The organism is Bacteroidota bacterium (assembly GCA_017303905.1).
Classification (GTDB): domain Bacteria; phylum Bacteroidota; class Bacteroidia; order B-17B0; family Aurantibacillaceae; genus JAHEYG01.
Map to the genome: position 1 here is coordinate 260,887 of JAFLBH010000005.1, position 13,647 is coordinate 274,533.

The 13,647-nt window shown below is 35.8% G+C and carries 17 protein-coding genes; 6 read left to right on the forward strand and 11 right to left on the reverse strand.

Annotation, left to right across the window (positions count from 1 at the left end):
• Nucleotides 1-18: 18 nt before the first annotated feature.
• From J0L69_16495 to mqnB, 4 genes are read right to left on the reverse strand one after another with little or no spacing between them, the layout of a single operon-like run.
• A complete protein-coding gene (locus J0L69_16495) occupies nt 19-1,092 on the reverse strand; it encodes an alpha/beta hydrolase (GenBank protein MBN8694795.1) in 1,074 nt (357 codons plus the stop codon).
• 33 nt (nt 1,093-1,125) lie between these two features.
• A complete protein-coding gene (locus J0L69_16500) occupies nt 1,126-1,692 on the reverse strand; it encodes an aminoacyl-tRNA hydrolase (protein MBN8694796.1) in 567 nt (188 codons plus the stop codon).
• Between the two features lie 2 nt (nt 1,693-1,694).
• The gene (locus J0L69_16505) at nt 1,695-2,567 is read right to left on the reverse strand and encodes a 1,4-dihydroxy-6-naphthoate synthase (GenBank protein ID MBN8694797.1); all 873 of its coding nucleotides are present in this window, start codon (nt 2,565-2,567) and stop codon (nt 1,695-1,697) included.
• Between the two features lies 1 nt (nt 2,568).
• Nucleotides 2,569-3,222 (reverse strand): futalosine hydrolase, encoded by a 654-nt coding sequence (mqnB, locus tag J0L69_16510; GenBank protein ID MBN8694798.1) that lies wholly within the window; start codon nt 3,220-3,222, stop codon nt 2,569-2,571.
• A gap of 35 nt (nt 3,223-3,257) precedes the next feature.
• On the opposite strand from mqnB, the gene J0L69_16515 reads away from it, so the two are divergent.
• Nucleotides 3,258-3,674 (forward strand): 6-carboxytetrahydropterin synthase, encoded by a 417-nt coding sequence (locus tag J0L69_16515; protein MBN8694799.1) that lies wholly within the window; start codon nt 3,258-3,260, stop codon nt 3,672-3,674.
• Nucleotides 3,674-4,300 (forward strand): GTP cyclohydrolase I FolE, encoded by a 627-nt coding sequence (gene folE, locus J0L69_16520; GenBank protein ID MBN8694800.1) that lies wholly within the window; start codon nt 3,674-3,676, stop codon nt 4,298-4,300. Before J0L69_16515 ends, folE begins: the two co-directional genes overlap by 1 nt.
• On the opposite strand, the gene J0L69_16525 is transcribed toward folE, so the two are convergent.
• Nucleotides 4,301-4,666 (reverse strand): group III truncated hemoglobin, encoded by a 366-nt coding sequence (locus J0L69_16525; GenBank protein ID MBN8694801.1) that lies wholly within the window; start codon nt 4,664-4,666, stop codon nt 4,301-4,303.
• A gap of 196 nt (nt 4,667-4,862) precedes the next feature.
• Between J0L69_16525 and J0L69_16530 the strand changes: the two genes are divergently transcribed.
• Both J0L69_16530 and J0L69_16535 read left to right on the forward strand, forming a co-directional pair.
• Nucleotides 4,863-6,023, forward strand: a complete 1,161-nt coding sequence (locus J0L69_16530; GenBank protein MBN8694802.1) for a SpoIIE family protein phosphatase — start codon at nt 4,863-4,865, stop codon at nt 6,021-6,023.
• 10 nt (nt 6,024-6,033) lie between these two features.
• Nucleotides 6,034-6,549 (forward strand): GNAT family N-acetyltransferase, encoded by a 516-nt coding sequence (locus J0L69_16535; GenBank protein MBN8694803.1) that lies wholly within the window; start codon nt 6,034-6,036, stop codon nt 6,547-6,549.
• Here the strand turns inward: J0L69_16535 and J0L69_16540 are convergent, their stop codons facing one another.
• The 3 genes from J0L69_16540 to J0L69_16550 form a co-directional block, all read right to left on the reverse strand.
• A complete protein-coding gene (locus J0L69_16540) occupies nt 6,550-6,855 on the reverse strand; it encodes a YbaB/EbfC family nucleoid-associated protein (GenBank protein MBN8694804.1) in 306 nt (101 codons plus the stop codon).
• A gap of 2 nt (nt 6,856-6,857) precedes the next feature.
• Nucleotides 6,858-7,637 carry an NAD(+) synthase gene (nadE, locus tag J0L69_16545; GenBank protein MBN8694805.1) on the reverse strand — a complete coding sequence of 260 codons (780 nt, stop codon included), beginning with the start codon at nt 7,635-7,637 and terminating at the stop codon, nt 6,858-6,860.
• 63 nt (nt 7,638-7,700) lie between these two features.
• Nucleotides 7,701-8,567, reverse strand: coding sequence for an outer membrane beta-barrel protein (locus J0L69_16550; GenBank protein MBN8694806.1), 867 nt, complete (start codon nt 8,565-8,567; stop codon nt 7,701-7,703).
• Between the two features lie 45 nt (nt 8,568-8,612).
• Between J0L69_16550 and J0L69_16555 the strand changes: the two genes are divergently transcribed.
• On the forward strand, nt 8,613-9,623 hold the full coding sequence (locus J0L69_16555; protein MBN8694807.1) for a hypothetical protein: 1,011 nt from the start codon (nt 8,613-8,615) through the stop codon (nt 9,621-9,623).
• 10 nt (nt 9,624-9,633) lie between these two features.
• Nucleotides 9,634-9,957, forward strand: coding sequence for a gliding motility protein GldC (gene gldC, locus J0L69_16560; protein MBN8694808.1), 324 nt, complete (start codon nt 9,634-9,636; stop codon nt 9,955-9,957).
• Nucleotides 9,958-10,003: 46 nt separating this feature from the next.
• Here gldC and J0L69_16565 read toward each other — a convergent pair whose 3' ends face one another.
• The 3 genes from J0L69_16565 to J0L69_16575 all read right to left on the reverse strand — a co-directional run bounded on the left by J0L69_16565 (nt 10,004) and on the right by J0L69_16575 (nt 13,647).
• Nucleotides 10,004-10,537, reverse strand: coding sequence for a hypothetical protein (locus J0L69_16565; protein ID MBN8694809.1), 534 nt, complete (start codon nt 10,535-10,537; stop codon nt 10,004-10,006).
• A gap of 483 nt (nt 10,538-11,020) precedes the next feature.
• Nucleotides 11,021-12,619 (reverse strand): Ig-like domain-containing protein, encoded by a 1,599-nt coding sequence (locus tag J0L69_16570; GenBank protein ID MBN8694810.1) that lies wholly within the window; start codon nt 12,617-12,619, stop codon nt 11,021-11,023.
• A 113-nt stretch (nt 12,620-12,732) separates the two neighbouring features.
• Nucleotides 12,733-13,647, reverse strand: coding sequence for a type IX secretion system membrane protein PorP/SprF (locus J0L69_16575; GenBank protein MBN8694811.1), 915 nt, complete (start codon nt 13,645-13,647; stop codon nt 12,733-12,735).

Consider the following 13,647-nt stretch of genomic DNA (forward strand, 5'->3'; position numbering starts at 1 on the left):
ATGGCCTATTAGAGAAAATTACATACCAACACCAAGACTGATTCCGCCCTTCTGAGCCTCTTCCAAATCAAACAAATCAATGGCATGCCGTTTCGGCTTTTTGATATAACGGTTCTCGTCATTAAAATCAGGCTCCTTACCAATGAGTAATACACGATAAAGCTCCTTAATATATGGCTTTCGTTTTAATACTGAAGGGTACAAAAAGTAATTATGTTCCCGATCTAAAACCCTGCTAAAGTTTAAATAAAGTGCGTTTTTAGCGTAAGGTTTACGAGGCCGTTCTCCTAACTGACGTTTAAAGCCGGAAATAATTTTTGCTCCATTTAAGGTACGATCGCGGTTATTGCGTGTAATATATAAATGTTGCTGTATGTTGATTTTCTCTACCCATACACGATGCTTCTTTTGTGGAACACAGGAAGAATTCATGATGATGCTATTAAACAAGGTGTCTTTTACCGTAATCTGATTGCCTTTAACCGCATGCATCATTAAGAGATTTCCCATACTGTGCATGAGTAAGGATAAGGTTTTAAAAGTTTGCGGCTGATTATTCTTCAAAGTGCTTAATTCACTCAGAAATTGTGAGAAATAAGGGGCTAACGTTTCACTTTCCTTTAATGTGAGTTTATAATTTTTACCGCTTTTCATGGCGGGACGATAGGTTGGCCAATCGAACATAATGATATGATATCCGTATTGCCGGCTAAATAATGTAGCTCTATCTAAAGCCGTAAGAAAGGTTCTTCCAAATCCTTCAACAAAGGTTACCGCATGCAAACTATCTTCACCATTTAAACACTCCTGAAGACTTTTCTTTGGTACTGCTCTCCATTTATCACCGTTAAAATAAATATTGAAATATTTAATATTTACATTCTTATCGCAATCATAACCCATGAAATTTTTTTCGCTCTCGGAACATGTTCGAACAGACGCGAAAGTAATGCAGGTATCATCCTTTGTGGGGATATATTCCTTTTCGAGCTTTACGTTTTCCCAATCGCTTTTAAAGAAGTAGGCATTGTGTTGTGAGCACAGTGCTTTCGTTAAGAAAACTAAGAATAAAATTACTTTAAAAGGTTTCACGAGGGTTTAACAGTTCAAATAAAATTATGTTCACTATTTGGTATTATAATCATTCATGCAGCGTTGAAGTCCGGCAAAAGCAAAGGCTTTAATTGCATCTGAGGCAATTTTAATTCGCTCGCTCAACGTTTTCTTCTCCTCATCGTTCCACTTTCCCAACACATAATTAACCTGATAACCTTTTCCGAATTCGTTACCAATTCCAAATCGTAAACGCGGATAGCTGGAAGTATTTAAAGTTTCCTGAATGTTTTTTAATCCGTTATGGCCTCCGTCACTTCCTTTTGGTCCGATACGGATTTTACCGAACGGAAGTGCCAGCTCATCCACAATCACCATCATATTCTCTACCGGAATTTTTTCGGCTTGCAACCAATAATTAACCGCCTTACCACTTAAATTCATATAGGTAGTTGGTTTAATTAGCACCAAAGTTTTCCCTTTAAATTTCATTTCAGCTACATAAGCATGGCGGTCGTTGACAAATTTCACGCCCGCTTCATTTGCCATGAACTCTACCACATCAAAACCAATATTATGACGGGTGTGCTCATAATCCTCACCAATATTTCCTAATCCAACTATTAAAAATTTCGACATGTTTAATCAATCATTATAGGTTCTGTAATTGAAGTAATCAGTTTTTTTTCTTTTGCTTTGTTTATCATCAAGCCAATCGCTTCCATTCCTTTGTTCCCCAAATCTATTGAAAATTCGTTAACATATAAATCGATATGCTTTTTCATGACCTCCTCACTCATTTCCTGAGCATGACAACGCACATAAGGCATTACATCTTGTGTGTTGGCAAACGCATACAAAACGCTTTTTTGAATGCAACGGTTTATTTTTTGAAGAAGCTCTTTATCAAATTTTCTTTTTGCAACAATTCCTCCCAAAGGAATCGGTGCATGAATTAATCCATCCCAAAATTCGCCTAAATCCATTATCTTCTTCAAACCTTTTTGCTCGTAAGTAAATCGACTTTCATGAATAATTAATCCGGCATCAACTTTTCCATCCAAAACCGCTTGTTCAATATTGCTAAACAATAACTCAACTTTGTTTTTTGCCTGAGGTAAAGCCAAAGACAATAAAAAATTTGCGGTTGTGTTTTTGCCCGGAATCGCGATAGACAATTCTGTATTGGGAGTTGGGAATTCTGTGTTATTGTTAAGCTGGTCTCTCAATCTACGAACTACCAACTCCGAACTACCAACTAATAATGGTCCGCAATTAAACCCCAAGGCACTTCCGCTACGAAGCAAAATATAATTTTGCATAGCGTATAAATAAGCGTGAAAGCTGAGTTTCGTAATATCCAATTCGCCTTTTAAGGCGCGTTGGTTTAAGGCTTCCACATCCTCCATTACTACCTCAAAATCCAAACCTTCCGTATCGATTTTATGATGCACCATGGCATCAAAAATGAAACAATCATTTGGACAGGGAGAAAAACCTAAACTTAATTTCATGTTACAAACTTTGAATGAATTCTAAGGCCACCGTATTGAGGTTCTTAATCGCTGTAGGAATATCCCATTTACTCTTATCTCTTTTTTCCACATAATTAGAAATAGCGCGCAATTGAATGAAATCAGCTGATAAGCGAGAAGCTGCCTTCATAAAGGCCGCGCCTTCCATGCTTTCTATATCGGGGTTAAATAATGTTACGGCATTCGCGATACTCACGTCATTACCATGCACCTTATTCACTGTAATGGATTTTACTATTCTTAATCGTGATAAATGTGTGTTGTTAAGATTCGACTCATTTATATACGAGTTTGTTCCGCCTAAATTTAAATCCGGGTATTTAATGAAATCATCTCCGTCTTCGGCACCCATTTCAGATAATGTATCTGCTGTTACATTTACAACTTCACCCAGCTTAATACTTCGGTTAAATGCACCGGCAATTCCCAAATTAATGACATAATCAAAAGCATTATGAGAATACCTTCCCATATAAAATGCAGTATTTACCATCCCCACTCCGGTTATTAAAGCTGAAATATCATCTCCGCTCTCAGCCATAAACAAACCCTCGCCTACAACATTTATGTTATAATAGTTTAGGATAGGTTCCACCTCTGCTTTGGTAGCGGCAACTATGAGAATTTTTGGCATACGGTAAAGTTAAGTATAATACGTAAATTTGCAGCATGATTTACATTACCCGCAAGGAGCACTTCAACGCGGCTCATAAACTATACAATTCGAACTGGACCGAAGCTCAGAATTATGAAGTATTTGGTAAATGCGCCAATAAAAACTGGCACGGTCATAATTATGAATTAGAAGTCACCATTAAAGGTGAAGTGAACAAAGAGACCGGCTTTGTTGTTAATTTGAAAGATTTAGGTGATTTAATAAAAGTAGATATTACGGAATTATTAGATCACAAAAATTTAAATATGGACGTGGAAGGATTGTTAAATACATTACCTTCTACCGAAAATTTGGCTATTTTTATTTGGGATATTTTAAAACCTAAAATAGCGCTAATGGGCGCCGAGTTACATTGTGTGAAATTACGCGAAACAGAAAACAATTACGTAGAATATTTTGGAGGTAAATAATGCTTAACGAAGAATTTGAATTAGACGCAACCGGATATAAAAAGGTAGATCAGTATAACGATAAACTGATTGATTCCATTTCCGATATGTATAAAAACATACTCAGTGATGTAGGCGAAGATTCTACACGTGAAGGTTTATTAAAAACACCGGTTCGCGCGGCGAAGGCCATGCAATATTTAACCCATGGTTATGATTTAAATCCTGCAGAGATTTTACGCTCAGCCATGTTTAAAGAAGATTACAGTCAGATGGTGATTGTAAAAGATATTGAAGTGTATAGTTTATGTGAGCATCATTTGTTACCCTTCTTCGGTAAAGTACATATTGCCTATATACCAAACGGACATATTGTTGGGTTAAGTAAATTGCCGCGAGTAGTTGATGCTTTTGCGCGTCGTTTACAGGTACAAGAACGCTTAACTAACGAAATTCGCGATTGCATTCAGGATACTTTAAAACCTTTGGGTGTAGCCGTAGTAATGGAGTGCAGTCACTTGTGCATGCAAATGCGCGGTGTACAAAAACAAAACAGTGTTACCACCACTTCTGCTTTTACGGGTGAGTTTTTAAAGGATACCACGCGTAAAGAATTTATCAGTTTAATTGGTTCGGTATTACACTAATCAGATTCTACCCATCTGCTTTAATTTCATTTCAAAGGTGTAAGCAATGGTTTGCGCGCGCTGTTTGGCTAAATCGGCTTTCTCACCTTCAAATAAATCGTCTACAGTTTTCATGAAATGATGTAGCCAGATGGCGAAATGCTCTTGCTTGATATCGAGATGAAGATGCTTTTCGAACACATTGGTTTTATATCCTTCCTCATCCAATAAAACAAAACTCCAAAACGCAATCATTTGAGGCATATGCGCTTCAAAATCAGTATGCGCAAATACAGGATTTATGGTTTCGTTGGTAAGTAATGATCCGTAAAAAGTCCGCATCATTAACTCAATATCCTCTTTATTTCTAATATCATGCTTGCTCATTCGGCTTCAAATTTCACTTATTTTTTTGCAATCATCAAAAAAGCCTCTACATTTGTGCCATCAAAATGACATTTAACACAAATATTATTCTCATTAATAGCATTACGCCGAATTATTCCATTATGGCGTTCTGTGTGTGTTAATCTATTGTCCTTTTTCTTTTAATCATTTTACAAACCCAAAAAAATCCATTCACATGGTAGCGCTTGACATACAGGAGCAAATCCTGGATAAATTAAATACTCTCATAGTTGTTTTGAATAACGACGGGAGTGTGGATTATGTAAGTAAATCGGCTCGCCAGCTTTTGGGCTACGAACCCGATGATTTATTAGGTAACAATTGGTGGATTGCCACCCGCTTTTCGAAACCTGAAGGTATTGAAGTGAAAAGAAAACTACAATCCATTTTCAAGAATCGTAATAGTGGTGTGCAAACTTTTGAGCACTTACTTAAAACATCGCAAGGCGGACAAAAATGGATTAACTGGAATGTTTCTGTATTAAACGAGGAGCAGTTAGTTGGAATTGGTTATGATATCACCGAAAAAAAACTGAATGAAAAGCGATTAATAGAAAGCAACAAACGTTTATCGGAACAAAATAAAGATATAACCGACAGCATACGTTACGCAAAACGCATTCAGGAATCTATACTTCAAAGTAAAGAATCTGTAAAAAGTATTCTTGAAGAATCATTTTTGTTATACAAACCAAAAGACATCGTGAGCGGTGATTTTTATTGGTTTTATGAAAACGAAAATTATAAATATGTGGCTGCAGTAGACTGCACCGGACATGGTGTGCCCGGCGCGATGATGAGCATGGTAGCTAACTCGATATTTAAAGAAGTTTTTCTTAACAGGAAGGAAATGGAAACCGATAAAATTCTTTACGCTTTAGATGAGGAGTTAGAAAAGGCCATCCATAAAAATCAAACCGAATCTTTTAATGATGGTATGGATGTAGCGTTAATCAGAATTGATAAATCAAGAAATGAACTTCAGTTTTCGGGTGCATTACGCCCACTTTTCATTTCCGACAGTTCAGGTGTCAGTGAAATAAGAGGCAGTCGCTATCCGCTTGGATTTTATCCCGAAGTGAAGAAGAACTTTGAAAAAGCGATCATCCATTACGACAAAGGTACTTGTATATACTTGGGCAGTGATGGCTTTGCCGATCAGTTTGGCGGTTTGCGAGGCAAAAAAATGAACAGAGTTAATTTTAAGGAATTGCTAAAAACTGCTTTTGAAATGCCGATAGAAGAACAAGAGGCGTTTTTAGAATACTCTTTCAATAACTGGAAACAGCAAGAAGAACAAACAGATGATGTATTGATGATTGGAATAAAATTATGATATTTAATAAATGTTGGAATTTAAAACGGGAAACATAAATGATGCAGCTCTAATTACCGATATTGGCGCGCGAAGCTTTATTGAATCGCATGGAAAGAGTGCATCCGAAACAGACATACGCAATTATGTACAGTCAAAATTTAATATTCCTCAATTAGAATCAGAGCTGGCAGATGACAATTCCATCTTTCAAATTGCTTATTACAATCAACAACCTGCGGCTTATTCGAAGATTACTTTAAATTGTCCGAATCCGAATATCGCGGAGCAAAAGGTGTGTAAAATGGACAGGTTATACGTACTGGAAGAATATTTCGATAAAAAAATCGGACAAGTGTTGTTTGACCTAAACGTAGAAATTGCGAAGCAACATCAGCAAAAAGGTATTTGGCTCTATGTTTGGACGGGTAATCCGCGAGCTTTACGTTTTTATGAAAAACAAGGGTTTAAAATTGTGGGTGAAACTTATTTTAAAATCAGTGACACCCACAGTAATCCGAATTATTGGATGTATTTAGAATTTTAATTACAATCCCGGTAATAATCCCGAAGCTGCCTTCTTCATTTCTTCCTCATTAATTGAATTGGCTTTTGAAATCGCTTTATTGAGTGTTACCAATAACTGCTCTTCCAATTCAGTTTTATCGCCATGTTGCAAAGAAGAAGCAATGCTTAATGACTTTATTTCGCGGTTTCCGGTAATCTCAATTTTAATATCGCCACCGGCACCTTCTGTTGAAATGATTGTATCATCCAGCTTTCTTTTCATTTCATCGGCTTTTTGCTTCATTTCCTGAAGCTTGCCCATCATGTCTCCAAATTTTCCGAACATAATTATTTTTTTAAATCGTGAGGTATTAAACAAACCGGGATTGGATCCATTTTATGTCGGTTTGCTTTATTACGTGTTGTGTATATTTTCATTACTTCCCTTTGGCGATCATTAAGCGCATAGTTTTCCATATTTTCAATGTAAGCCATCGCCCACTCCAATTCAGGATACGTTGCGCCAATTTGATCTTCATCAGTTCTTCCATCCGCAAATAAACCATCGGTTGGTCTTGCATTCTGAATACTATCGATAACATTTAATTCCTTAGCCAATTCATACACCTCTGTTTTAGTAAGGTCGGCAATCGGACTTAAATCAACACCACCATCTCCGTATTTGGTAAAAAAGCCTATTCCGAAATCTTCGACTTTATTTCCGGTACCTGCCACTAAAAGTTTATGGTGAGAAGCGAACGAATATAAAGTGATCATGCGTAAGCGCGAACGAACATTAGCCATGGTTAAAAAATCCTGGATGCTCGCAGGCAGTGCCTTCTCAATACTTTCGAAAGGAGCAGTAAGTTCAACTGTATCCGACTCTACGTTCTTAAAATTTTGCTTCAACCAATTCATGTGTTCTGTACTTCTGTCGAATTCCGATTTATGCTGGCGAATTGGCATATTCAGCGCGATAACCTTCTTACCGGTAAGAGCGCAAAGTGTTGAAGTAACAGCGCTATCTATACCGCCACTTATACCAATCACAAACCCTTGGGTTTTTGATGTTTCACAATAACCTTTAAGCCATTCCGTAATGTATTTTATAACTTCTTTGTTTTTCATAATGGATGGTATAAAAATAAAAAATCCCGGAGAATTTCCGGGATTTAAATGAGATGATAATTATTAGAATAAGAAGCCAATGTTAAGCTGAACGCCATCACTAAAACCACTTTGTTTAGCTGTTGCAGGTCTAATTGAATTATTTAAGTTATCCTTTAATTTCTCAACCATAATATCGGAATTCGATTGATACTGATTAATAAAGCCACGGATATAGTTAACCCCTACAAAAATTGAGGTTGAACCGGAAAGATTATATTCAAATCCTAAACCAACATTTAAAGCCACATTAAACGGAATTAAATCTCCTTTCGGACGCATATCGGTAATGGTACTTGTTCCGGCAGTTTCGAAATGATTGCTGGTAGAGTTATATTGGAGTTCTACAATCTCATCTGTAGCTCTGTATTTAGTTTGAATAGCAATATTCCCGCCAAACATACCAAAGTACTTAAACCCTCCAATATCCTTAGTCATTAATTTTAATAATACAGGAAGCGTTACATAAGTCATTTTTACATCGCGGCTTTTTATTTCGTAGAATTTTCTTTCCGTGCCAGCGTCTGTGTTCATATCTAAAGGCGTTCTTTCCCAAATAATCGCTTGATCTGTAGAATTTACGTACGCATTATCTTTAGTTAAAACATATCCTTGTCCATTTTTAAACGTTTGTTTTCCTCCTAAAAAATCGCCACCAATACCGGTTACGAAATGAGCTGTAGAATTAAGACGAAATTCTAATTGTAAACCAAAGCCAAAACCAAATTTGATGCCGGTACTTTCAACTACCTTTTTGTCCTGGCTTCTTAACCAGGTTGGAGTTGGGGTAACTTTTAAGCCAAATCGGAATTTTTTATCCGCGTCATCATCTGCTAAGATTACATTTGTAATTAACAATGAGGCTACAGCAAGTGAAAAAATCTTTTTCATTTTCTTTATATTTAAAAATTATCTTTACAAAGATAAACTTTTTTAATGAAGAACCTTATTAAGTTATCCATAGCAAGCTTTGTTATTACGTTATTTATAGGATGTAAAAACAATCGCTTAGAAGCGGATATTTCAGGTATTGAAATAGCGCCTGTTAAATTTGAAAGACTTGACAGGGATTTGTTTTCCATTACACCTCAAAACCATTTAACAAAAGAGAAAGAACTTATTGATAAGTACGGCACCTTTTATCGTCAGTTTGTTTATACTATAATAAATGCCAACAAAGCCGATACGAATTATCTATTGCATTTTGTAACGGATAAAGATATGCGTGGAAGCTATGAAGAAGTTCAAAAAAACATAAAAGATGAAGACATTAGTAAACTTGCTGAAGAATTAACATTTTGCGAAAAAAGATTCAAGTACTTTTTCCCGAAACGCAAACTTCCATTGAAGCATGTAGCTTATTTCAGCGGTTATAATTATAACATTGTATATCCGGATTCTACTTTAGGCATTAGCTTGGAGATGTATTTAGGTAATAATAACAAATATTATAAGATGCTGCAGTGGCCACAATATCAGGTGAGGTCGATGACCAAAGAAAATATGCTTCCGAATTTAGTAAGAGGCTGGTTAATTACCGAATTCGACAATTCGGAGCCAACTAATACCTTATTGCATCACATGATATTTTACGGAAAGCTTTTTTATACAATGGATGCGCTTTTACCTGATATGCATGATAGTTTAAAAGTGAATTATTCTACTGCCCAAATGAACTATTGTGAGAAGTATGAGAAGAATGTTTGGGGATTTTTAGCTCAAGAAAACAGGTTATATGAAAACAATCTTAAAACCATAACTGAGTTTACAAGTGATGGTCCGTTTACCGGCGCAATTAGTAAAGATTGTCCTCCAAGGGTTGCTATGTGGATTGGATGGCAAATTGTACGAAGTTATATGGATAATAATGAAACAGTAAGTTTAGAGGATTTATTGAATGAGAAAGACGCTCAAAAAATATTAAATAAAAGCAAATACAGGCCTTAATACATAAAACATGAAAACAAGCGAGATTAATTTTAAAGTGACGGTAGATGAGAATTATTTACCGATTGATATAAAGTGGGAAGCCAAAGACGCAGGAGAAACCAGCGAATGTAAAAGCGCCATGATTGCATTGTGGGACGCTAAAGAAAACAATACGCTTCGAATTGATTTATGGACCAAAGACATGAGTGTTGATGAAATGAAGAAATTCTTTATACAAAACATCATGACACTGACTGATACTTATACAAGAGCCACCAGCGACACGGCTACCGCTGACGAAGTAAAGGCATTAATAAGCGATGTGGGCCGGAAATTAGGCATTATACAATAAAAAAAGCCGCAGTAAACTGCGGCTTTTTTGTTATTTAATATTTCGATTAAGCTTCTGGTGCTTTTTTAACTACCTCTTTCATGCTTTTTGCAGCGTCAACCATCTTTTGAACTGCTTCTTTCGATAATGGCTCACCTTCTGTGCTCTTAATATCTTCGTACACATAGGTTGAATTACCTAATTTCTGAATTGAATAAAAATGGAATTCAGGTTTGGTAATTTCGCTTTCCCACATAATTGTGGTTGGCTCATCCACAACGAATGATTTGAACTTATTCACCTCATCACCTTGGATATCTGTTTTACGTAATTCCATATCACCCGGATCTTCTGTAATCGATAACTGAAAATCCTTACCGATTTTAATTTCAAGTGCTCCCCAGGTTTGTTCCATAATCTCCATTTTAGAGTTAGTTGTATCCGGAACGAAAATAGTAAACGGCTTACCGTATTTACTTAAATCAAGAGTAATCATACCTGCAGGAGCCACTACAGCGGCAGGTTCTTCTTTTTTATCGCCGCAGCTTTGAACCGAAGCAATGATCGCGATAGCAGAAATAATTGATAATAGCTTTTTCATTGATGTGTTTGTTTTTAATTTGTGTAAAGATAAATTAATTCAGGAATTAATTGCAACAATAGGGCAAATAGAAAAGTATGGACATAAAAAAACCCCGCTGAGCGGGGCTTTTTATTACTTCTTCTTAGAAGCTTTTTTCTTAGCTGCTTTTTTCTTTGGAGCGGCTTTTTTCTTAGCTACTTTTTTCTTTGGAGCAGCTTTTTTCTTTGTTGCTTTTTTTGCCATGGTTTCTTGTTTTTGAGTTTTTGTTAATACGAAGTAATAAAATAAATCGTTCTCTACTAAATATTAACCCATTATTTTTTCAACATCAAAATGTTGATATTGTTAATTACGTAAATCGTGTGTTCCGCTAAAATATTTTCTCCAATGAAGAAATAAAAAATATTTTTTTGTTGATCCTCTGCAAGCATTGATTTTACTGGTGTTTCAGAGGATGTCATATTTTTTTCTGCGTAAATAATTTTCAGTTTTGTAAGCTTTTTATTTCACTTTCCACTCCGATTCCGAATCCCAATTTGCTAATAATTTTATTGGAATGGCGTTTAAATAAACTGTTTCAGGTTGTGTTTTTTGTAATAAATGACCTGTATCCCACATTTTATTTTTGTTTTCATCACGTATTAACTTCACATAATAATTACCCGGCAACAAATTTTTAAACGAAAAAGTTTGTTCTGCGCTTGAAGAAATACTTTGTTCACAGTACAATTCTCGAGCTATTTCCTGTTTATCATTCATTAATTGAATAATGTAATCACTCTTATCAGGAAATAACAATTTAAGTTGTAATGAAGCATAATCATCCGGCAAACTAGTTCTAAAGCTGATTTTAACCGAATCGTTTGGTAAGCCAAATTTAGTTTTAATGGCGCCTGACTTTATTACCAGATCATAAACTGCATCTTCCGATAATTTTTCTAAGAGTAATAATCTATCACAACCCTCTGCCTTAAATTGAGGAGACAGTTTAGTAAGGATGGTATCTTGTTTTCTGGTTAAACTAACCTTGGTCATGTCGATACTGGTAAAATCCATAGCCGCATTAAATTTTAGTGCAGCAGTTTCGTAATACGGCATTACACCATTTACCAATGGCTTGAGCTCAATATCCAATAAAAGTTTTCGCTCTTGCTTTAATCTCTCTAACTTCTCCTTTGAAAGAAGATTGATAGAAATTGTATCGATTAAAGATTTATTGGCATGTTTAACCACAAGCTTTAACGTATCAAATATATCATGATAATACACTAAACACGTATCGTTAGTGCCGCCTTCTGTGCATAATAACTTATCTTGTGATTCTTGGAAGGCTTTAACATTATTATCCTGCTCCGCATTATAAATCACTTTGGCCATTCCATAATAAAGAGAAAAAGCCTTTTTCACGAAGAACTTTATCGGTTTTTCTTTAAATAAAGTAAAGATCAGATTTGAATCCACATTTGTGTTAATCGTATTGTTTAAAAAACCTATCATCTCTTCCCCGCCATCATACTTAAGGTTCTTGTTCTTGTCAGAGAACGCAAAGGCTTTAAAATCGCCAGTAGGCAAATAATTTATACTAAAAATCCCGTTTGCGTTGGTCTTTGTAAAATAAAGTGGATTTTGTTTCCACACAACACTGTCACTTTCGCTACTATTATATAATCCAACAGTGATATCCGATTCTGCTTTTAAATTAAACGCATTATTAACCTTTCCCTCGATAATAAGGGAGTCGATTTTATCTCCTGTTGAAAACACATATTCAAAATTGGAAAGCGTGTTTCCTTCATGCATATCCTGAATTGAATTTCCAAAAAAGAAGCGGTAAGTTGTATTCGGCAATAACTCTGTATAACTTAAGTTTATTATTACCTTCTTTCCCTTTGCTTCTACTTCCGGCTGATTTTTTAATTGCGGGGTAATAACTAATTGATTGGCGATATCCTTTACTTGAATATATTCATCAAAGGTTAACTCAATAAACTTCGCCTTAAAGTTTAAACTGATGTTTTGAGGAATGGCATTAAGCAGTTTCGGTGCTTGGCTATCTCGCTGACCTCCTGTTAACGGTGCTACTTGAGCGCAACGCCACATTAAAAGGGCCAGAAATAATACAATTATGTGCTTAAACTTTACCAGACAATAAACTCGCATAAAATTAATCAATCCTGCGAATTACAATTATTAAAAAAACAAAAGAAGCTCTATTATTTATCGGCAACCCAGGCACGATTGTGCTGACGCGAGAATCTCAATCCAAGCATTACTTCATGTGTTCCTGAACTGTAACGACGGATATTTGTAGTTGAAAAATCGTAAGAATAACCAATCATTAAGTAGTTCTTGTATAAATATCCGACAAGTGCAGTAACAGCATCATTATGTCGGTATGCTGCTCCTAACCAAACTTGCTCTCTGTAAATACCTCGCACTCCAACATCCAGTTTCATTGGCGCCGGTGTAGCATATTTTAAAATAAAGGATGGTTCGATTATAAAATCATCATCTAAATTAAACTTATAGGCACCATTTACATTAAAATGAGTCACCAATTTTGATTTGCTTTCTACACCGGGATATAAATTAATTTTACTTTGATACATCTGCGGAACAGCGATTCCGATGTAATACTTTTTTGAATACACTAAAACCCCGGCACCAAAATCAGGCACATAAGTAGTTTGATATTGGGTTAATAAATTCTCATCGCCTGCATCATGTAATTGCAATTTATGTCCGTCGATTCCCCACTGCAAAACACCTGCACTTAATCCTAAAGATACTTTTGTTTCCTCATTCAATTTAATATGGTAAGCGTAAGAAAAATTTAAACCCACACGACGGGTAGGACCAACGATATCCGTAAATAAATTCATTCCCAATCCCATGTTCTTTAATTTCATCGGACCATGAACAGTTAACATGTAGGTGCGTGGCGCATCGGTAATACCTACCCACTGGTAACGGTTATTAGAACGAACATCTGCAAATTCTTCTTTCCCGGCTACTGCAGGATTAATCGCAAATTCATTTAACATGTATTGCGTGTATTGCGGTAATTGCTGCGCATTGGCGCTTGCCAATAACAGTATTCCGAATAGTATGTAAATAAATCTTTTCAT

Coding starts and splice junctions, on each gene's coding strand:
- J0L69_16500 (MBN8694796.1), bottom strand. CDS start 1,692: ATGTCGAAATTTTTAATAGTTGGATTAGGAAATATTGGTGAGGATTAT.
- J0L69_16505 (MBN8694797.1), bottom strand. CDS start 2,567: ATGAAATTAAGTTTAGGTTTTTCTCCCTGTCCAAATGATTGTTTCATT.
- mqnB (MBN8694798.1), bottom strand. CDS start 3,222: ATGCCAAAAATTCTCATAGTTGCCGCTACCAAAGCAGAGGTGGAACCT.
- J0L69_16515 (MBN8694799.1), top strand. CDS start 3,258: ATGATTTACATTACCCGCAAGGAGCACTTCAACGCGGCTCATAAACTA.
- folE (MBN8694800.1), top strand. CDS start 3,674: ATGCTTAACGAAGAATTTGAATTAGACGCAACCGGATATAAAAAGGTA.
- J0L69_16525 (MBN8694801.1), bottom strand. CDS start 4,666: ATGAGCAAGCATGATATTAGAAATAAAGAGGATATTGAGTTAATGATG.
- J0L69_16530 (MBN8694802.1), top strand. CDS start 4,863: ATGGTAGCGCTTGACATACAGGAGCAAATCCTGGATAAATTAAATACT.
- J0L69_16535 (MBN8694803.1), top strand. CDS start 6,034: ATGTTGGAATTTAAAACGGGAAACATAAATGATGCAGCTCTAATTACC.
- J0L69_16540 (MBN8694804.1), bottom strand. CDS start 6,855: ATGTTCGGAAAATTTGGAGACATGATGGGCAAGCTTCAGGAAATGAAG.
- nadE (MBN8694805.1), bottom strand. CDS start 7,637: ATGAAAAACAAAGAAGTTATAAAATACATTACGGAATGGCTTAAAGGT.
- J0L69_16550 (MBN8694806.1), bottom strand. CDS start 8,567: ATGAAAAAGATTTTTTCACTTGCTGTAGCCTCATTGTTAATTACAAAT.
- J0L69_16555 (MBN8694807.1), top strand. CDS start 8,613: ATGAAGAACCTTATTAAGTTATCCATAGCAAGCTTTGTTATTACGTTA.
- gldC (MBN8694808.1), top strand. CDS start 9,634: ATGAAAACAAGCGAGATTAATTTTAAAGTGACGGTAGATGAGAATTAT.
- J0L69_16565 (MBN8694809.1), bottom strand. CDS start 10,537: ATGAAAAAGCTATTATCAATTATTTCTGCTATCGCGATCATTGCTTCG.
- J0L69_16570 (MBN8694810.1), bottom strand. CDS start 12,619: ATGTGGCGTTGCGCTCAAGTAGCACCGTTAACAGGAGGTCAGCGAGAT.
- J0L69_16575 (MBN8694811.1), bottom strand. CDS start 13,647: ATGAAAAGATTTATTTACATACTATTCGGAATACTGTTATTGGCAAGC.